The sequence below is a fragment of the Leptospira stimsonii genome, assembly GCF_003545885.1.
In the GTDB taxonomy this organism is placed as follows: domain Bacteria; phylum Spirochaetota; class Leptospiria; order Leptospirales; family Leptospiraceae; genus Leptospira; species Leptospira stimsonii.
Map to the genome: position 1 here is coordinate 234,041 of NZ_QHCT01000004.1, position 18,952 is coordinate 252,992.

An 18,952-nucleotide genomic window follows, 5' to 3' on the forward strand; every position below is an offset into this window, starting at 1 on the left:
AGTCCGTAGGACTTCCCAAGTTAAGAACGCTATATTCGCAAATCCCCTTAGAAAAGAACATTCTCTACAAGAATGTAGGATATCCCCTCTCAACCTTCTCTACAAAGGAAAAATCTAGATCGGTAATGGTTCTCTTAGAATGCGTGGTGATCTCGACGGTAACGGAGTCATACCGAAGCGTAAGATCCGGATGGTGATCCATCTCCTCCGCGATCCCGGCCAACGCATTTACAAATTCAACGGCGGATTTGTAGGACCTGAAACAAAAAATCTTCTCCAAAACCGGAACCTCGTCCCGAAAAGAAATTTTCCAACCGGAAGGAGTTCGTTCCTCGATTCTTTTCAGCTCGGAAGGATCCATAGAAAATTAAAAAACTTTCTTGAGGGTTTGTTTGATTTTCTCCGCGTCATCCACTGCGCCATTCGAAAGAGAACCGGCTCTCGCCATCAAGTTCACCGCCCCATCCATCCTTGCTTTGAGTTCCTCAATCTTCTGAAGTTGCTCGTTCAAAAATGCAATCTTAGAATCCAATTCCATTTCTCTCCTTTCAAGTAAGAGTTTGAAGTTGTCCAGTTCTTGAATTTTCTTCCGAGTTTTCTTGGCTTCTGTATCAACGTCCTTTCTATAATATTTCTCAAGTTCTTTCTCAGCTTGAAGATGCCGTTCTCTTTCTGCCTTGAATTCTTTTTTCATCAACTTCAAGGCCTGGCGATACGCCTTATTGAAGATTCTTTGCTTTTGACGTCTTCTGAGACGAACCAGTTTGCTGATCCAATTCATACGTATGTCCTGATATTTTATGATTCTTATTGAAAAAAAAATTTCACATGAGAATGTCAGAATTCTTATCGGCTTCCAGTTCATCACTCTTGGGCCGAAAATACTCCAAGATTCTATCTTTTCATTCTGAAGACTCGGAAACACAGATCTCCGAAGTTAGATTCTTTCCATCCTTTCCATTAGACCCTAAAATTCGAGAGAAAAACCTGTTCCCAAAAGGACGAAAGTGGTTGATTCCACAGGTATAAAACTTAGAAAAAGAATCCGGGAGGAATCATCCATGACATCCAGAGCGGAAGATTTCAATGAAGAAGTAGAATCACTCAAAGACAAAGCAAAGAGAATCACCGGAAAGGCGCGAGAAGAATATTTAGAGCACGTCTCCGATCTCAAAGAGAAAATCAAACAGATCTCAGGCGACACTTCCGAGAAAGCGAAACAAATTATCGACGAAACCGGAACTTATATCAAAGAAAATCCGCAGAAAGCAACTCTCATCGGACTCGGAGTAGGACTTGGAATCGGGCTCCTCATCGGAATGATGATCCGAAGAAAATAACGAAACGGAAAAGATGGCAAAAAAAAGAAAATCAGATTCCACGACGGAATCATATGACTCCGATTATACGAAAAGAGGAAACGATCTCAAATCGCATTTCCTCTCCCTTGTAGATTCCATCCTGGAATACTTTCAGACCCTCCTTCTCTATGGACAAAAATATTTATTAAGAAGATTTCAGGCGGGAATCCAGGCCTATATCTTCTTAAAGTTGGGCCTCTTCTTTTTAGGGATCGGAGCCGTTTCTTTTTTAGGGGCCTTCTTCTTTTTCTTGTTTAGAATCACGGGAGGAGACATTCTCCTCTCGAGTCTCGGAACCGGAGGAGCCAGTTCTCTCTTCGCATTCGTCTTTCTTTGGCTCGCGGCCTCTTCCTTAAAGATCAAGGATCGAAAATGAAAGAATTTCCGGATTTCAATCCTTTTGAAGGAAGTGACCGATTTCTTGGCAAAGATCCTTCTGAAATGAGTATGGAAGAATTGAAGTTATACCTTCATATTCAGAAACTTAGGGTCCGCCTCGAATTTGAAAAATTTCAATCTTCAATCAACTATACAGGAATGATTGTAGAAGCCCTCGAAAAACTCGGAATGGGAGAGTTCTTACAATCTTTTTTGAAGGTGCCGGATAACGTTTCTCCAAAAGATTGATTTTTGCTGAAGCCGTAAGACTCCAGTCCGGTTTTAACCTTCTCTTCCGCCTTCTTTTAGCATCGAATTCTATCCTTATGGTTTCTTCGGTAACCAACTTATTCTATCCACTCGCAGATTGTAATTTTCCAATCTACATCGTAAAATTCGTTCCTGATTTTCCTTTTAATTCGTATTTTCAAACAAAGGAACTCTACGGGCTGGCTCACTAGGACATTCTAAGGTTAGGATGGATTGGTCTTTTTTAGAAGTATCTATCTATCGCCCGCTTCATAGCGAGTGGATCATCGCAATTCTCAAAAAAGAATCCAAGTAAAGAAAAGGCCATACTGTCTTCTTCTCTTGGAAGTGAATGCACCCATATCAAGCAATTTCAATAGATGCGCTCCTGAGTTGCGTAGAATATATCCTTCCGCAGTTCGATTCGCAATCTTCATTCCATAGAAGTTTTTAAGACGAGTATATGCTGGAATTTTTTTTATAAAATTAAAAATGAATCCGCTTTTCGTAAACTTGCGTGCACCCTCAAAATATCATCCCCGAGTCGTGTTAGGGAACCTCTTCAAAGGGCAGTATTGTTTTCAACGCTCTTTTCCATTGCGATTTGCAAATTCTCATTCAATCTAAGAATTTAAGGAGAACCAACGGACCCAAGATTGAAGTCAATTTCACGCGGATAGTTTCCACTAAGGACCCTCTCGACTCGGAACCATCGACTCCTTCAATGATCCTATAAGGAGACAAAAAAATCTTTCAATTGAAAAGTGTTCCTTCTCTTTCCGAGATTATCCTCGCGGACAAATCTTCAAAAAATGGAGGCACGTTTCTAAGGGTCGTAAAAATAATAATCTTTCGATTCGAAAAGACGATTTAAGATCTTAAAATCACCGTTTACCCGCGAGTGGGAATCTCATCCCGATGCGAAAACGTTTCTGCAAGAATTATGCGTTGTCGCTTATCCACTGCACTTTATACCGAACTCAATTTTTTGACTCTGAAAGCTAAAAACTTGAAAAGTATATTCAACAGATTCTGGAACTTAGAGAAAGGGTTATAAAAAATCTAAAACCGTCTTTGCCCGGACATTCGTGCGAATAAGACGGTTTTCTTCTTAAGCTAATAATTCACGCGATCGATTATTTGGACAGGGCTTCCGCTTCGATTGCCGGATAGGTCTTGACTTCTCGAATCTGAATCGTTTCCACTCTGTCCTCGCCCGCGATGATATCGGATAGAATCACTACCTGATCTCCGTCTTCGAGCCTTCCCGCTTTTTTTAAGGTTTCAATCGCAAGACGAATCGTTTTTTCAGGATCTCTGGAGAAATCGATACGATAGGGAATTACACCTCGAGTCAACCATAGCTTTCGTCTAACCGTTGTCATATTGGTAAAGGCGTAGATCAACGGGTAGTAAGGATGAAAGCCGGCCACATTCAAAGCCGTCGTTCCTCTCCTCGTGATAACGATGATCGCGGGGCACTTGAGAGAATCCGCAAGTTCCGAAGCGGACTTCGCCATTTGTTCCTTTTTATCCTGAGGAATTTTTTCCCTCACATAGTCGACACCGCCGGTCCGTTCGACACGTTGTGCGATCTTATCCATCATCTCCACACAACGAACGGGAAATTTACCAGCGGCAGTCTCACCGGAAAGCATAATAGCGTCCGCCTCCTCATATACTGCGTTCGCGACGTCGGTAACTTCCGCTCTCGTAGGAGAAGGGTTGTTGATCATCGACTCCAAAAGGTGGGTCGCGACGATCACTCTTTTACCGCGAAGCGCACATTCTTTGATAATAGCTCTTTGTAAGATCGGAAGTTCTTCGATCGGGACTTCTACACCCAAATCCCCTCTCGCTACCATCACACCATCCGAGGCCGCGACGATCTCTTTCATATTTCGAACCGCTTCCTGATCTTCGATCTTTGCGATGATCTGTGCGTGGCCCTTATTATCGTCGATGATCTTCTTTAATTGATTGATGTCCTCGACGGAGCGCACAAAGGAAAGAGCGATAAAGTCCACGTCTTCTTCCAAACCGAAAAGAATATCTTTCTGATCCTTAGCGGTAATCGAAGGAAGATTCACTCGGATTCCGGGAAGATTGATGTGTTTTCTGGAGCCGAGCCTTCCCCCGTCCAAAACCTTACACTTTAAAGCGAAGTCGTTGATTTCTTCCACGACAAGATTGATCAAACCGTTGTCTACGGTGACCGGGTCTCCTACTTTGAGATCCTTTACGATGTCCTTATAGTTTACGAATACGGATTGTTCCTCGGATTCTTCTCCGGGAATAATATGAAACGTGAACGTTTCTCCAACCTTGAGATCAAGATGGTCCACCTGAAGATCTCCCGTTCTGATTTCAGGGCCTTGTGTATCGAGTAGAATCGCGATCGGATTTTTAAGAACGTCTTTGTTGAGGGCTTTGATATTTCGGATGATGTTTCTATGAAACTCATGATTCCCGTGGGACATATTCAAACGCGCCACATTCATCCCGGCTTCCGCCAGCGCTTGAATCATTTTTTTCTCGGCGGTCGCAGGTCCAATGGTACAAATAATTTTGGTTTTTCTAAAAACAGAGGATTCGCTCTTCATGTAGTACCTTTATTCGGGAGAGCGGGGCTTTGGACAATCGGGAATCAGATTTTAGGCAGGGTTTTCTTCAGAAAATCATCGAGGGAAATACAGAAGTCAAAAAGGTCCTGGTCCGGCATACTCGCATCCTTTTGCTCGTTAATAATGGCGGATGCCTTTTCCATCAGATCTCTTCCGTTCTTCTTTAGATACCGTTTGGTGACAAGAATCGGGAACGTATATCTTTCCTCTTGATTTCGAACCATAAAAGAAAATATCTCGTTCTTCCCGAACTTCTTCAAGAAGTTGATTAAACCTTCCTCGTTGATTTCTCCTTCCATTTCATAAAGAAGAATGTTCCGATCCGGGTATTGCCGGTTCGACCAATAATCGTCCAACACGTCCAAAACTCTTTCGAGAAGTTTGGCATTCATCGGATCAATATCCTTCGAGGCACTCGACGAAGGAACCTTGTCATCCTTACTCTGAGAAGAACTTTGTTTACGAGCATTCTTCTCGGACTGTTCTTTCGCTTCCTTCTCTTTCACTCGTTTTTCCGCGAGTTTGGCCGCATCCTCTTGGATCTTCTTGGTTCTCGCTTCCATTACACGTTTGTTTAATTCTACGGCGTTGTGAGCTCGGATCTGTTCCGCTTCGTATTTGTGTACGGTCGGATTCCCGAAAATATTTCTCCAGAGACGAGTGAAAAAAGGCAGGTATTTAAAAAGACTGGAAATCTCTAATTTATCATAGGTTGCAATCAGATCTCTGTTATCGATAAAGTCTTTGATCTTCATTCTATCCAGGATACGGATCTCACTGTCGTTTCCGGTCGTTGCAAAAACTTTTCTTGCGGCTTCGATCGCGCCGGAGATCGAAAGTTTATGAAGGACATAGGTATAGAGCGTGTTCTTATCCGCAAACTCGGTATGAAGAATCTGTTCGTGGTTGGCGACAAGGTTACGGATATCTTCTTCGATCTGCTGACCGCGAAAGCGAAGGAAGTTCAAATCCACGAGACGGTTCGCGGATTTGATATAATCCAGAATCTCACCGAGTTTGACCTTCTTTTCTTCCTTTTCTTTTTTCTCTTTATCCTCTTCCTCAAAGTGAATGAGGGCTAAGAGTTCTTCCATTGCAGTCTTTTGATCCCCGTACGCGGGACTCAAATAAGGCATAACTGCATTCACGAGTGCGCGCGTGCTTTCTTGTTCTTCCGAAGACAAGGATCCTACCGCTCCGATTTTTTGGAGTTCGGGAAGCAATCGATCGTTGAGAAACGATTTGTATGCTTCGATTCTCGCGAGAATTTCATCCTGAACATTATAGTAAAATACGGAACGATTTCCGGGGTTCAGTGCGTTTTCGTTTCGAAAGAAGAATAAAGTCTTCTGTTCCACGAGTTTTTTTAGAACCGGTTTCAAATGAATATTTACCGTGACTTGTTTTAGTCCTGGCGTGACATCCAGAGGATCGTTGAAAAGACTTCCGATCTCCGTAGACGCATATGTATCCGTAAGCTTATTCTCTAAGATTGCTGTATGAATTCGTTTGATAAATTCTTCCTTGCCGGGAAAAATCCGTTTTTCTTTGGCCCATCTTTGGATCGAAGAAAAGGTCGTGGAGTTCACTCCGTCCACATAACGATGACTCGTCGAAGCGTCGGCCGGTTGCGGCCTTGCAAAGACTGGATTGAGCCGAAGATAAGAATCGATCTTACCATCGGAAGCGTCTCCGGTCGGATTAAAATCCACCATACAGATTTTTTTTACGATCGGAGGATTGTATTTTGTGCAGAGTTCGCGAAGATATTGATCGATCTTCTCTTTTTCGATGTTCATTTCCCGAGTAAGTTGATCGGCGTTGGGAAGAATCTTATTCGCGACGTATTTATCCGTCCAATCGCCGATCACTAGCAAAAGTTTGTGAATTCCCTTGTATTGGAAATCACCCCTGGATTCCAGCGACTGAGTCAACTGTAATGCAGTATTATAATCTGCGACTTTTAATTCAGGGGCTTGTGGTTCCAACATCGAATGACAGTATCATCCTAGGAATTTTTTTTTGTAAAGAAGTTCTGCGTTTAATAACGCAGCGCCGGCCGCGCCTCGAATCGTATTATGACTCAAGACGACATATTTCCAATCAAAGATCGGGTCCGGTCTCAGACGTCCGATAACCGTAGTCATCCCCCGTCCGGTCTCCAGATCCAGTCTAGGCTGGGGACGATCCTCTTCTTCTCTATAAAGAATCGGAGGATTCGGAGCCTGAGGAAGTCCTAACTTCTGAGGTTCTCCGGAAAAATTTTTCCAAGCGGAAAGAATCTCTTCTTTCGAGGCTTTCTTTTTGAATTTCACGGAAACACAAACGGTATGTCCGTCGAAAACGGCAACACGGTTGCAATGCGCTGAAATCGGGAAATCCGCGTGAACGATCTTGCCATTCTCCACTTTTCCGAGACATTTCAGAGGTTCAATTTCGGCCTTTTCCTCTTCACCGCCGATATGAGGAACCACGTTCCCCAGAATATCCATCGTAGGAACTCCAGGGTAACCCGCACCGGTGATCGCCTGCATCGAAAAGAGCATAACGGACTCGATTCCAAAAAGATCATACAAAGGTTTGAGCGAAATGGTCACGCCCATAATCGTACAATTCGAGTTCGTGATGATTTTTCCCTTTGTCTTCTGCGAAGAGAGAACATCCAAATGAGAAGCATTCACTTCTGCGGAAAGAATCGGAACGATCGGATCCATCCTATGATTTTTAGAATTCGAAATGATATGAATCCCCGCCGAAGCGTAGGCGGTCTCCACTTCACCGGCGATGCTCGCATCCAAACCGGAAAATGCTAATGCGACACCGTTCGTTTTTTCGGGCTCGGGAGTTGTGATGACAATATTCTTAGCATAAGCAGGGATATCGGAAGAAATTTTCCATCTCTTCTTCATTACATCACCGTACGTCTTACCGGCGCTATTTTCGGAAGCGCAGAGGTGTGTGACCTCAAAGTACGGATGATTTTCCAGCAATTGGATGAATCGCTGACCTACGGAACCAGTGGCGCCTAAAACGGCAACTTTGACCCTGCTCATATTATATTTTAAACGGTGAAACCCGCCCTCTCAATTTATAAAATTAACCGCATACGGCTTGTTTATCAAGGTTTTACAGGTTTATCACCTTGTCTTTCAGAAATTTGGACGAATTCTTCTGCATAAATCGAACTCATTTTAATCATTCCCGGAAAAGTAAAATGATGATAATCGCTGAAGTCCTGCATTCGGAGAGAATGTCTCAAATCACTGAAAACAACACCTTCCCCGGAAAGACCGTTTAAGAATGTAAGATGGTCCCGATACCAAGGAGAATTCTCATACCAATCCAGACTGATCGGGTTCTCCGGATTGTTGATGATCCAGAGAGGAATTCGCTTTTTCCTTAAGAAATCGGTCAGTTTTTGCAAATACTCAAAATGAAGAACGGGGACGAACTTTTCTTCGGCAATTCGGTGTTTGGCGTCGCGAAGCGCGATCAGATATCCGATCCCCGGTCTTTTATCGTAATCGTCCAGTAATCGAAAATTAAAGTATTTAGAATATTCTAAATCACTCATGTTTAAATATCGAAGGTCTTCCAGACGTTCCTCTCTTGTGTATTGCATTCCGTTCCGAGGAACGTCCGTTCCGAAGGTTTGCTGAAGACGAACTCCCAGAGAATCGTAGTTCCAATCTTTATTCTCCCCTTCCGCATAAAAGGGAGTCCAGGTATTGGAAAGTTCCGCGGTGATCGGGACATTCTCCGATCCGTCCGAGAACGTTCGATCCGGAAGAATTTTTTTCCAACCGGGATCGGCAAACGTAAACGCTTGAACTCCATTCTTATTTCGGAATGTGATTTTCACGGGACCGGATTTGAGAACTTCGGGAACGATCTGAACCAAAAAGCCTTCTTTTCTCATCTTCGGAGTCAACAGAAAGGAAAACTTCTTACCGGTCCAGCCGAGAGAAGTCACACGCTCCGGAATCTGCACTCCGTTGTAGCCGTGATAGCTCGTATTCCTTCCGTAACGGTGATCATAGAGGGAACGAAGATTCTTCCAAAAAATATCCTTATAACGATAGAATCCGAAAAGATACGCCGTGATATACTCGGAGGTTTTTGCAAAACCAAGGACGGAAAAAAATTCCTTCGCAGTCTCCAGAGGGAATATAAATCGAGACTGAGGCGCTTCAAAAAAATTCAACGCGTCCAAGACTAAAATCTCGGAAGGGATCGTTTCGTTTTTATTCGAAGGATCGAGAGAATACGCGCGGTGTAATCTCCAGTCGATAAAGTTGATCGGGAAAATCACAAAGTCCGGTCCCAAATCCGCGATCTTCTTTCTACACAGCCAAGCGTCCAAAGGAGTCATTCCTGCATAAGATAAAAATTCCACTTCGATTTCTTTTCCGGTTCGTTTCAAAATTTCACGTTGAAAGGACTCGCGATCGAAGGAATAGTGTGCGATGCTGGAACCGACGATGAGAATGCGCGGACGAAGTTTCGGTTTAGAAACTAGAGAATGATACTCGTAGAGAAAGTTATAAAAGTGATTCGAGCTCCAGGGAGATTCGTTCGGGACTTTCCAAATCAAAACGCGGAAAAAAAGAAAATCTAAAACGAATAGGAACAAAAAACCAGCTCCCAATAAAATCCAATGTTTCTTTCCCGCCGAATAACTCATCTTAGGAAGAAGGATTCGAGAAAGCCTTGGCTTGTCCAGGATTAGTTCTTTTTTTAGCTTTACCCTTCGGAGAATCTATAAATCCTTTCGGAGAGAATGTTCAAGTATGGAATCACCCTAATCCTATTCTTCCTATCCCTCTTTGTTTCTTTGGCCTTGAGTCCGGAAGAAATCTACCAAAACTCGGACATTCTTTATTTGCCGAGCCTGGCTTTGGACCTGTTTCGAGACAAAGGGAATTTTTTTTCTTGGTCCTTTACTCCCTCTCCCTATTTTTTTCCAGACTTCCCGATCGTATCGATTCTATTTTTGATCTTCGGAAACGCACAAAGGGCATTGTTGACGTTCGCGTTTTTACAAACGATTTTATGTACGGTGTTACTCGAACGATTTTGGATCTTTCAAAGGGAGGAAAAAAAGAGAACACCGCTGACGAAAAAAGATACAAGAAGAATCAAATCCTGGATTCTGCTTTTTGTTTCCGGTTTGCTTTTGGCCGCACCGGAATTCCCGACCCTTTATATTCTATTTCTTCCTTCGATCCACGCAAGCGCCTTTCTCGTCGCGCTCTATGCATGGCCGCTTCTTCATAACAAACTTGATAAACGAAGAGCCGCTTATCTATTTATGTGGATCGTATTGACGATCGCCTCGGATCGGATCCTTGTGATAGAACTCGTAATTCCCGGAATTCTAGCCGGGTTTTTCTTTTCGGATTCAAAATCCTCGAATCGGAGTTGGAAACGATTTTTTCCGGAAAGTTCAAAGATTCTTCTTTTAGCGGGAATCGGAGGTTTGATTCTTCATACGATTCTTAAGTCGTTTTTATTCATTGAAAGGCCCGGAAAAATTCCAACGTTAGTCGCTTTTTCCCAAGCCCAAAAAGACGGAATTCGTTTTTTTACCGAGGCGCAAACCTGGATCAACTCGGGATTTAGGGAAGGGTTCCCAGTGGCGGCAACTTTATTCGTTTTTCTTTTGATCTCCCTTCTTTTCGGCCTTGTGAGAATTCGAAAAAGTAAGACGTGCGCCTTTCTGTTTTTCTTCTTTTTGATTCTTACCGTCGCACCGATCGCAAGCGGATCTTATATCGACGAATACAGCTTACGTTATGCGGCACCGGCGCTCATCCTCGCTCCGTTCTTTCTGATCTCGATCGCCGGATTTCCGAGAAGAAATCTTACCCTAGGCATTTTTCTTTTATTTCTTCTAATTTGGAAAATCTCCGAAAAATCGCCGGAAGGACTCGAAAATAGGCTGATTCGACTCTCCCAGTGGGTACCACAGGAAACCGTGTGTTTGAACGAAATCGCGGAAAAAGAACCGATCACACTATCCATTGCCGATTTTTGGACTGCAAAAAAACTTCTCATCTTTTCCGAGAAAAAAATTCCCGCTCTTCACGTTGCCTATGGAACATTAGAAGGATCTCATACGATTTCCAATCGGGATTGGTATTTAAAAGATTACAAAGGAACCTTCGCGGTTTTCACGAAAGGATTGGATGAGAATCGGGTATTGGAAGTGTACGGAGTTCCGTCCATGAAAGAGGTTTGCGGCGAAACTTCGGTCTTTCTCTACAAGGATTCAACGAAAATCCAAGAAGCCCTCAAACGTCCGTTTCAGAAGACAAAGTAGAGAAACGGTTTTGTTTCGACCGTCAGGACGACACCGATCATAAAACCGAGCGCGCTCAAAAAGGCGAAGAGCGACCAGTGAAGATTCTCGCGAAACCGGGAAAACGAACCGGAAGATTCTTCCTTTTTCCCGATCCAGGTCGCAAAAGCCAAAACGAAGAAAACGGTCAAGAATTGAGACTGCATCGTGTATGTGGGATCGATTCCATCGGAGAAACTGAAAAGTTTTTTTAAAATTCCGAACGAAGTCTCTATACTACGAGAACGAAAAAAAATCCAAATCAGACAAACGGTAAGAATTACGAAAATCTGATATAGCAAATCAACTGCCTTCCGCGCGGCGGTTGATTCCATCCAGGGAAAACGCAAACGGTCCCGAACAAAACGTTCCAAAACAAGAAAAGTTCCGTGCAAAAAGCCCCAGATCACAAAGTTCCAGCTCGGACCGTGCCATAGACCGCCGAGGATCATCGTGATCCAAAGATTGCGATACGTAAACAAACCGCCGATTCGATTTCCTCCGAGCGGGATGTAGAGATACTCGCGAAGCCAACCCGAAAGAGAGATATGCCAACGCCTCCAGAAATCCGAAAAACTCTTTGCCGTATACGGAAGTCGAAAGTTGTCCGGAAGACGAACTCCAAGAAGAAGCGCCGAACCGATGGCGATGTCCGAATAACCCGAAAAGTCGCAGTAGATCTGAACGGAATAGGAAAGAACTCCCATCCATGCAAAAAGACTTGAGACTTCGTTCGGAGATTGATAAGCGAAATCGGAGATGACCGAAATTCGATCCGCAATCACCGCCTTTTTCACGAAACCCACAAGGATCAGCCAGATCGCTTCTCGAAGAGGAATGTTCTCCCAGCTAAAAAGAGATCGAAGTGCGGGCAAAAGAATTCTCGCGGACACGATCGGCCCCGCGACCAACTGAGGAAAGAAGGAAAGAAAAAGGGAGTAGTGAAGGAAATTTCTTTCGGAAGGGATTTCCTTTCGATAAACGTCGATCGAGTAGCTTAAAGATTGAAACGTATAAAACGATATTCCAACCGGTAAAACGACTCGTAACGTAGGTTCCGAAACTTCAAAACCCAAAGAGGAAAGAAGAATCCGGAACGAATCCGTAAAAAAGTGAAAGTATTTAAAAAATCCAAGAACCGATAAATTACCGAAAAGAGACAAACCGAGAAGAATCCTTCGATTTCGAAGATTCTCCTGAGACTCCAAGGCACGACCCACCGAATAATCCAAAATCGTCGTAAAAAGGATCAAAACGCCAAAACGATAATCCCAGGAAAGATAAAAGAGATAACTTACAAAAAGCAAAAAGTAGAGAACGAACGAACTTCTCTTTGGATAAATCGCCGTAAGGAGCCAACGGACACACCAAACGATTGCAAAAAAAAGAAAGTACTGTGGAGTCGTAAAATTCATTGAAAGAGTTTGTGCGTCCGAATCCAGGATTCGTATAAAACCGAAATCCTCCAGTCGTTTTTCAATTCAGCGCGGATTCCGAGGAGAAAAGAATCTGAAAGATTTATCGAACGATATCATCCAATCGATCCAAAAAGCCGTTTCCGAAATTCCGGAATCGATGTCAGAGGAGCTTCGATTTGAAGTGGAGATGTTTCTATCCAAGATAAAACTTTTAGGATGGAAAGAATCCAATCCAAAGGAAGAGTTCGATCGAGCTGAAATTCGACAAACTCTGTTCCTATTCTTAAGAGAAGACATGGTCTATTCTCTTCAAAAAATTCTTTCGGGAACGGAGTTCGTAAACGAGTCCTTTCCTGATCTCACTCCGATCCACAGGGAAATTCTGGCGATTCTGAAAGAATTGGGCAACTATCATCATCCGCATCCGGGGAGGGATTACTCCCGAATTTCGCTCTTAGAATCGTGGTTCCAAGGGCTTTCCAAAACATGGACGTTTTCCCTGCAAAGGGTTGTGGACACGTTCCAGATCTATCGCTGGAAACTTTATTCATTCAGCAAAGATCGTCCTTTTACGTATCAGAATCCGGAACAGGTGATCCAAAGGATTCTCTCTCCCGAAAGCTCCGGGTTAAACTTCACTCAGATCTACGATGCAGAACTTCTCTTACGTAAGAATTTTCAGTTTTTTCTTTTGAGAAGAATCGGCGTCGAAAACCGACTCAAATACCTGATTTCCGCGGAAATTCTCGGAAAAGAATCGGACTCTCTGATCCAAAGGCTTCACGAAGTCATATCAAACCAGCTCGAACAACTGCTCAATGCACGGCAGTTAGAACACGAGCACATACTCAAGGAGAAACTGGATTTAGAAAAAGAATTCCGACAGGCGGAAAAAATTCAGAAAAAATCGCTACACGCGGACGTTCCAGGGCCGGAAGAAAAAGTAAGAATCGAAATTCTCTACAAACCGGTGCTTCCTGTGGGTGGGGACTTCTACACTGTCCGCCGAATTTCCGGCACCGAATATGGAATTTTTATCGCCGACATCTCCGGTCATGGAATCGGAGCCGCGCTCTTCTTTAACACTCTCAAGTCCAGTTTCGAAAAAAACTCCGCTTATTGGGAAAGGCCTGGGAAGCTTCTCCGAAAGATCAACGAAGAGGTTTATGGCAAGTTAAACGATAATTTTATAACTGGAATCTACCTCTACCTGAATGTGAAGAAAAAGACCCTTAAATACGCCAATGCTGGGCATAATAAAGGGATTATTTTTAATCACATAGAAGCGCGAAATAAACTGCGCTTTCTCTCTCCAGGTGGAAAGGTCCTTGGGATTTTTCCAAGAATGGAATACAAAGAACGAGAATTTAAGCTTAAGGCAGGAGATCGAATCGCCGTTTTCACCGATGGAATCCCTGAAACCCACAATCTGGATCAACAAATGCTTGGGGACCGAGAGCTTTACCGCTGGCTCATCGCGAAAAAACCTACTGCTGAAGAAAATCTCCCGCTCTCAGTCATTCAAAGGATCGAAAAAGACCTTTCAACCTTTCGCGGGGATCCTCGAGCAGAAGACGATATTTGCTTAATTATAATCGATATTCAATAATTTGATTAATTTTAATCACTTATATATAAGTATATTTAATCAATATTTCAATCAAACTGTCCATTTGTTTTTTACGCCGCAATTTGGGCATAATGCCGTAATCTCTGCTTTCACACGCCTTCCTTTCGGAGTTTCTACCTTTCCAATGGCTACGAACTCAAAATCGACGCCTTCCGGGACATAATGACCCGCTCCGTATTTCGCGGAGCCTTCAATCATATAGGAACAGGCATGACAGCGGACTCTTAATTTTATTACTTCAGCCATGAGTTTGGTCTCTATTCTCTGGATTACGGCGCCATTCGTAAAACACTTTTCCTGCCAGGCCTTCATTTGCAGGAATTCTTCCTACACATGACATTCTGGCAAGTATTTAAACATAAGTTAAATGCAAATAGTTGCCTTTCTTTGGATCGTGCAGAAAGGCACGGGCAACTCTATAAGCCCTCTATGAAACGTTTCCCTGGAACTTGCACCTGCCCGTTTTTCGTCGTTTTCGAATGATGTAGTCACTTCGATTCTTTTTTCTCGCAGATTGGATTAAATCAATTTTTGGAAAATTTTTCTCACAGAGAGGCCGGGTATCCTGCCCGTCTGCCCAGTTACTACCTAAAGTCCTTGCTTAAAGTCGAAAATCCGGCACCCCCTGTAAGGACAGGCGCTTCCGCTGATAAAAAACTGACTAAAAATGAGCAGCACATTTAAGAGACATAGTTTTTTTCACTCGCCTCCAATGCGTAGAAAATCATTTCTTTGGCAATCTGCCCGCGACGGGATAAAAAGATCGAAAACGCCCAAATTTTAGCATGTCGGACATCCGGCACTTCTACAACTGCCCGCAATTAGGCGACCAAAACGGGAGATCGGCAGGCTTGGCCATTCTCAGTCCACAAGTGCCCGTTTTTTGGCATTTAGAAAATTGGGTTTCCGCCCTGTGCGCCGCACAGGGACTTTTTAGCGTTTTATTGCTTTTTTGGAGGAAGTCTTTTTTGCGGTGGTTTTTGGAGGCTCCGAAGAAAGCCCATTTTGTTTTTCGGAAGTCTTCGAATGTGACGGCGCGTCAAAGTTCGTGTCGATCCCCTGCTTTCGGTTTCTTTTTACCATATACACAAAATGTCTTATGTATTGGCCATAAGGTTCCGGGAGCGTTTTAGGATCAAAGTCGGTCGGATTGTCTAAAAGAGATTTTACTACGACCTGGCTCAGGTCCTCTTTGCTAGTCATCATAATCGTCTCTAGACGTTTACAAATTTCGTAATCATTTACTTCGAGAGACATCTTTTTCATTGCATTGAGCAACTTTTGAAAAGAGGACCGTTTCACTTTGGAAGCCATAGACAAAGATTTTCAACCTCGGGCTGAAAAACAAACAAATTTAGATTTTATCCGACCAGCGAATTAGGAGGAGAGAATTTCTTGGAAGATGAGGGATTTGATTTTTCTTGAAGTTCGTTTTTAACGAAAGAACGGTGCGAACCCATTTTTGTGATTTGTTCTAGTTCCCAGGAAGGTTTCATGCAAGACAGGAGCTCCCGCAAAGTTCTTTGGAAGTAGGCAGAAATGATTGCTTCACTATGGCTTGACTCCCAATTCTCTATCGCTGAAGTTCTCTGCAAAAAGAGTGGAGATCTACCCAAATCCTCAAGCGATTGTCCCGGTCTAAACGTTCGAACGAAATCCCAGTCCGTAGGCCCAGAATTTTGATCTTCCGAGATCGGCGTATTCATATTCCTGAAACCAGAAACAAACCGAGTGGGCTCTTTAGACCACAAATCCAATCTTAAAGCCAAAGGGAAATAGCCAAAATTCTTACTCCGCGCAATGGCAAAAACCCCCTGCTCTCTATCGAAGGAACAGGAATTCTCTCCCGCGAAACGGTGCAGAACAAGGGAACATTCTTCCGATCCGGTTTGGAAAATAGAGCGAACTCCGTTTTTACGATCCTTTTTCACAGAAGAGTTTTCAAGAACCCTTGGCCACTGGTGAGCCATTCGAGAGGCGGAAACGTCTTCGGTTAGAAATGAGAAAAGAGCGGAACCAAAACCAAAATCGACGGCGCGCAAAACGGAAAGGCAAAGATTCCCATTTTGATTCCACCTTTCGTCGCCGGTTTGCGTAAAGGAGGAAGAAGTAGAATTCTGAATTTTCAACGACGAGGTTTTCGAGATTTTATTTTTAGAAGAAAAGATCGCCCGATTCTTCTGAGAGAAAGGAGAAACTTCCCAATCCAAATCGATATTGCCGACCAAGGGAGAGGAAAGAACGCGATTCACTTCCGACTGATGAATCGATTTTTCCGGAACTTCCGAAATCTCATTTTCTTCGGCGGACAAGGTTCCGGACATACCGAGCCCGAGAGACCCGATAAGCAATATTTGTGCCAAAAAATTTATTTGAGATCGAAAAAACATAGCAATTTTCTTTAATTTGGCCGTTTTTCAGGAAAAAGGAAGCATTTTTTCACCGTTTTCGGTGTTTTTTTAAGAATTTTCCCTACGCGCTCTTCCGGAAAAACCGCTTCACGCGGAGCTTCCATTCCCAAAGAATAATTCCTTTTTCCTCTTCTTCGGCTCGCTCCTGTTCTTTTTCCAAAAGCGCGTAACACATACTTGCAATCTCAGGACCAAAATTCTTCTCGAGTTCGATTTCGAATTCGGGAACTTTCATCTCTAAGATTAATTCCGCCAGACGAAACCCTTCATCCAAACTTTGAAGTTTTGGTTTTATTTGTTTGAGTTCCTCTTTTTCAAATTCATTCCGAATCATGACCGAGAAAAAAGTTCGAATAAAAGAGACCTCTTCCGGCTTTAATTGGAAATCGAGAAGAAGTTGTTTTACCTTTTCTATATCCATTCTTCTCAAATGAATCCGAGCCAAGAAGACCGGATTTCCGGAGTGAATATTCAGATTTCCGGAATCCATAATATCCGCCGCGCGCACTCGGTTGAAATCTACGATTCCGGATTCTTTTCCCTTTGTGACTTCTGCGGGAGCGGCTTCCGCCGCCTTGTGAAGTGCGACTTTTTTGCGAACGATCAACATGTTTAGAGCCGGAAAACGGATCTTCAAAGTGATCAAATCCTGTCGAGGATAGGATTCATCCAAGACCAAATGATGCATTTCAACGCCCTCGTCCCGAGAACGAATTAAGTCTTCGTTATTTTGAAAATGATACACAACGACGGGAAGAACGTCGCAATCGCTCCCCGAATTGAGAAAAATAGTTCGGACCTCGTTCCCGGTATTGGAATGTTGATACGGAATTACAAGTTTTCCTTGTTTTACGTTCACAAAACTCAATTCTCCCAGACGAAAATGAGCGAGATTGAATTCCGAACCTAAAAAAACGACTCTGGGAACAGCCACGACAATCGAGCTATTTTTGGCTCCTCGAGGAACTTCGGGACCTTTTTGGGTAAAAACCACGTAGGTCATTTTCGCCAAACGAACTTTGACTAAAAAGCCACCCGGGGTTTTCCGCTCTTCGTATAAAGAATCAAGATCCACTTTTTAACCTATCTCCAACTGTTTCAGTTTGTATTGTAAGGAACCTCGGGAAATTCCGAGGGCCTTCGCCATTCGAATCTGGTTTCCGCCGAACAATTTATGGGCCAGAAGAATTTTTTGTCTTTCGACGGCCTCGACCGCCCGGCGAAGATCCAAGTCTTCCGAATCCGGAATCGTTAAAATTCGATCCTTGCGCTCTTTTTTTTCCTGGATTCCGATCTCGGAACCGGAGGAACTCAAGATAGATTCTTCCAAAAGATTACGCAAGCCGGAAAGATTATTCCTAAAATCCATTCGGAGAATCTTGGCCAGATTATCCTCCGAAAGTCGAAGGTCCTCTCGACCCAAAGATTCCTTAAGTTCCTCTAAGAGAAACCGAACCAGGGATTCTTTTTGCGAAGAATTTAGGTCCGCAAATTCAGGAACGGAAATCGTCCTCTGAAGAAGAAATTCTCGAAAAGGTCTGAAAATTTCGTTGGGATCCGGTCCGCTTGTCTCCGTAAAAATGAGACGAAATGGACTCGATTCTCCAGATAGAATTTTGAAAAAGAATTTCTGTTGGACCGAAGTAAATTTCTGCGCCCCTTCGATTAGAATCGTACCGGAATTTGTCATCCGAGACCATTCTTCAAAAGACTTTTCCAGTTTTGAAATTTGTTCGGGCAAAAACCCTAAAACGAGAATCCCTTTTTCCGGACTCAAGGTCCGATGAATCCATTTTCCAAGAGTCTTTTTTCCCGCACCGGAAGAGCCCAAAATTCGGACCCAAGAACTTCTTTTGAGCCAATCAGGAACGATGGCGACCTCACATATTTCCGCCAAAAATTCGCCGACATTTTCTTTTCGGGGAAACTCGGGGCGAAGAATGGAAGAAGAAGACGAAGCTTTTAAAACGGAAAGATCAGGGAGAGGACTTTCGGAAATTTTTTTCGCTACCAAACCCCAAAGAGCAAGAATCGCATCCGAAGGTTTTTCTAAAAACTCGGCCAGAAAAAACCCGTCCAAGAAAGATTCTCCACGGATTCCAATCACCAAACAACCGGTAGCCCGAGAATCAAAAAGATCGTGATCCTTAGCGGAAAACCAGAGGGGAAAATTTTCCCGATTCAAGGTCTCCAGATTTCCCGTAGCACGGGATAAAAAGGAATAAAAAAAACCATCTTCGTCGTAGCCGACGGCGGAAACTTCTTCCAGGGTTTTGCCCTGATCAAAGCTAAACGTAAGGACTCCGCAGAGCGCATTCGAAAGCCGAATCCAATCTTCAAAAGCTTTTGAGAAATCTTCTTTTTTACGCAAAGAAGAAGAATTCTCGGAAAACAAAAGATTGAGAAGAGACGGATGCACAAAGGGAAGATGTTTAAAATTAAGCATCCTGTCAACTAAGTACAGAGCCGATGTCGGACGTCCGACAAACGGAACTTTGAATTCTTTTTTTAACGAAAAAGGAGCCAATTTTAGATAAATGA

The 18,952-nt window shown here is 43.4% G+C and carries 16 protein-coding genes; 5 read left to right on the forward strand and 11 right to left on the reverse strand.

Annotated features, from left to right (window positions below; all coding sequences use genetic code 11):
- Positions 1-64 precede the first annotated feature (64 nt).
- Both DLM75_RS15520 and DLM75_RS15525 read right to left on the reverse strand, forming a co-directional pair.
- Entirely contained in the window at positions 65-361 is a 297-nt protein-coding gene (locus tag DLM75_RS15520) for a 4a-hydroxytetrahydrobiopterin dehydratase (protein WP_118969406.1), read from the reverse strand.
- Positions 362-367: 6 nt separating this feature from the next.
- Complete coding sequence (locus DLM75_RS15525) at positions 368-781, reverse strand: hypothetical protein (RefSeq protein WP_118969623.1); 414 nt, start codon at positions 779-781, stop codon at positions 368-370.
- A gap of 280 nt (positions 782-1,061) precedes the next feature.
- Between DLM75_RS15525 and DLM75_RS15530 the strand changes: the two genes are divergently transcribed.
- Genes DLM75_RS15530 through DLM75_RS15540 form a run of 3 tightly spaced genes read left to right on the forward strand, consistent with a single transcriptional unit; the run spans position 1,062 to position 1,988 of the window.
- Complete coding sequence (locus DLM75_RS15530) at positions 1,062-1,340, forward strand: DUF883 family protein (protein WP_118969407.1); 279 nt, start codon at positions 1,062-1,064, stop codon at positions 1,338-1,340.
- Between the two features lie 13 nt (positions 1,341-1,353).
- A complete protein-coding gene (locus DLM75_RS15535) occupies positions 1,354-1,737 on the forward strand; it encodes an LBF_4227 family protein (RefSeq protein WP_118969408.1) in 384 nt (127 codons plus the stop codon).
- A complete protein-coding gene (locus DLM75_RS15540; protein ID WP_118969409.1) occupies positions 1,734-1,988 on the forward strand; it encodes a hypothetical protein in 255 nt (84 codons plus the stop codon). The genes DLM75_RS15535 and DLM75_RS15540 overlap by 4 nt, the downstream gene beginning before the upstream one ends.
- A 1,136-nt stretch (positions 1,989-3,124) precedes the next feature.
- Here DLM75_RS15540 and pyk read toward each other — a convergent pair.
- From pyk to DLM75_RS15565, 4 genes are all read right to left on the reverse strand, one after another.
- Positions 3,125-4,591 (reverse strand): pyruvate kinase, encoded by a 1,467-nt coding sequence (gene pyk, locus DLM75_RS15550; RefSeq protein ID WP_118969411.1) that lies wholly within the window; start codon positions 4,589-4,591, stop codon positions 3,125-3,127.
- A gap of 44 nt (positions 4,592-4,635) precedes the next feature.
- Positions 4,636-6,603 (reverse strand): hypothetical protein, encoded by a 1,968-nt coding sequence (locus tag DLM75_RS15555; protein ID WP_118969412.1) that lies wholly within the window; start codon positions 6,601-6,603, stop codon positions 4,636-4,638.
- 12 nt (positions 6,604-6,615) lie between these two features.
- Positions 6,616-7,665 carry an aspartate-semialdehyde dehydrogenase gene (gene asd / locus DLM75_RS15560; RefSeq protein WP_118969413.1) on the reverse strand — a complete coding sequence of 350 codons (1,050 nt, stop codon included), beginning with the start codon at positions 7,663-7,665 and terminating at the stop codon, positions 6,616-6,618.
- Between the two features lie 65 nt (positions 7,666-7,730).
- Positions 7,731-9,296: a hypothetical protein gene (locus DLM75_RS15565; protein ID WP_118969414.1), complete on the reverse strand. Its 1,566-nt coding sequence runs from the start codon at positions 9,294-9,296 to the stop codon at positions 7,731-7,733.
- A gap of 96 nt (positions 9,297-9,392) precedes the next feature.
- Here DLM75_RS15565 and DLM75_RS15570 point away from each other — a divergent pair, with 96 nt between their 5' ends.
- Entirely contained in the window at positions 9,393-10,934 is a 1,542-nt protein-coding gene (locus tag DLM75_RS15570; RefSeq protein WP_118969415.1) for a hypothetical protein, read from the forward strand.
- Here the strand turns inward: DLM75_RS15570 and DLM75_RS15575 are convergent.
- Complete coding sequence (locus DLM75_RS15575) at positions 10,919-12,367, reverse strand: MBOAT family O-acyltransferase (RefSeq protein WP_118969416.1); 1,449 nt, start codon at positions 12,365-12,367, stop codon at positions 10,919-10,921. The genes DLM75_RS15570 and DLM75_RS15575 overlap by 16 nt on opposite strands.
- Positions 12,368-12,527: 160 nt before the next feature.
- Here DLM75_RS15575 and DLM75_RS15580 point away from each other — a divergent pair, with 160 nt between their 5' ends.
- Positions 12,528-13,979 (forward strand): PP2C family protein-serine/threonine phosphatase, encoded by a 1,452-nt coding sequence (locus DLM75_RS15580; RefSeq protein WP_118969417.1) that lies wholly within the window; start codon positions 12,528-12,530, stop codon positions 13,977-13,979.
- Positions 13,980-14,030: 51 nt separating this feature from the next.
- On the opposite strand, the gene DLM75_RS15585 is transcribed toward DLM75_RS15580, so the two are convergent.
- The 4 genes from DLM75_RS15585 to DLM75_RS15605 all read right to left on the reverse strand — a co-directional run bounded on the left by DLM75_RS15585 (position 14,031) and on the right by DLM75_RS15605 (position 18,857).
- Positions 14,031-14,246: a hypothetical protein gene (locus DLM75_RS15585; RefSeq protein ID WP_118969624.1), complete on the reverse strand. Its 216-nt coding sequence runs from the start codon at positions 14,244-14,246 to the stop codon at positions 14,031-14,033.
- Positions 14,247-14,933: 687 nt separating this feature from the next.
- Positions 14,934-15,314, reverse strand: a complete 381-nt coding sequence (locus tag DLM75_RS15590; protein WP_118969418.1) for a phosphatidylinositol phospholipase — start codon at positions 15,312-15,314, stop codon at positions 14,934-14,936.
- Between the two features lie 1,158 nt (positions 15,315-16,472).
- Positions 16,473-17,486 carry a hypothetical protein gene (locus tag DLM75_RS15600; protein WP_118969420.1) on the reverse strand — a complete coding sequence of 338 codons (1,014 nt, stop codon included), beginning with the start codon at positions 17,484-17,486 and terminating at the stop codon, positions 16,473-16,475.
- Positions 17,487-17,489: 3 nt separating this feature from the next.
- Positions 17,490-18,857: a helix-turn-helix domain-containing protein gene (locus tag DLM75_RS15605; protein ID WP_118969625.1), complete on the reverse strand. Its 1,368-nt coding sequence runs from the start codon at positions 18,855-18,857 to the stop codon at positions 17,490-17,492.
- Positions 18,858-18,952 lie beyond the last annotated feature (95 nt).

Bases quoted from the DNA above. Each gene is read 5' to 3' on its own strand.
- DLM75_RS15520 (WP_118969406.1), bottom strand. From the start codon at position 361: ATGGATCCTTCCGAGCTGAAAAGAATCGAGGAACGAACTCCTTCCGGT.
- DLM75_RS15525 (WP_118969623.1), bottom strand. From the start codon at position 781: ATGAATTGGATCAGCAAACTGGTTCGTCTCAGAAGACGTCAAAAGCAA.
- DLM75_RS15530 (WP_118969407.1), top strand. From the start codon at position 1,062: ATGACATCCAGAGCGGAAGATTTCAATGAAGAAGTAGAATCACTCAAA.
- DLM75_RS15535 (WP_118969408.1), top strand. From the start codon at position 1,354: ATGGCAAAAAAAAGAAAATCAGATTCCACGACGGAATCATATGACTCC.
- DLM75_RS15540 (WP_118969409.1), top strand. From the start codon at position 1,734: ATGAAAGAATTTCCGGATTTCAATCCTTTTGAAGGAAGTGACCGATTT.
- pyk (WP_118969411.1), bottom strand. From the start codon at position 4,591: ATGAAGAGCGAATCCTCTGTTTTTAGAAAAACCAAAATTATTTGTACC.
- DLM75_RS15555 (WP_118969412.1), bottom strand. From the start codon at position 6,603: ATGTTGGAACCACAAGCCCCTGAATTAAAAGTCGCAGATTATAATACT.
- asd (WP_118969413.1), bottom strand. From the start codon at position 7,665: ATGAGCAGGGTCAAAGTTGCCGTTTTAGGCGCCACTGGTTCCGTAGGT.
- DLM75_RS15565 (WP_118969414.1), bottom strand. From the start codon at position 9,296: ATGAGTTATTCGGCGGGAAAGAAACATTGGATTTTATTGGGAGCTGGT.
- DLM75_RS15570 (WP_118969415.1), top strand. From the start codon at position 9,393: ATGTTCAAGTATGGAATCACCCTAATCCTATTCTTCCTATCCCTCTTT.
- DLM75_RS15575 (WP_118969416.1), bottom strand. From the start codon at position 12,367: ATGAATTTTACGACTCCACAGTACTTTCTTTTTTTTGCAATCGTTTGG.
- DLM75_RS15580 (WP_118969417.1), top strand. From the start codon at position 12,528: ATGTCAGAGGAGCTTCGATTTGAAGTGGAGATGTTTCTATCCAAGATA.
- DLM75_RS15585 (WP_118969624.1), bottom strand. From the start codon at position 14,246: ATGGCTGAAGTAATAAAATTAAGAGTCCGCTGTCATGCCTGTTCCTAT.
- DLM75_RS15590 (WP_118969418.1), bottom strand. From the start codon at position 15,314: ATGGCTTCCAAAGTGAAACGGTCCTCTTTTCAAAAGTTGCTCAATGCA.
- DLM75_RS15605 (WP_118969625.1), bottom strand. From the start codon at position 18,857: ATGCTTAATTTTAAACATCTTCCCTTTGTGCATCCGTCTCTTCTCAAT.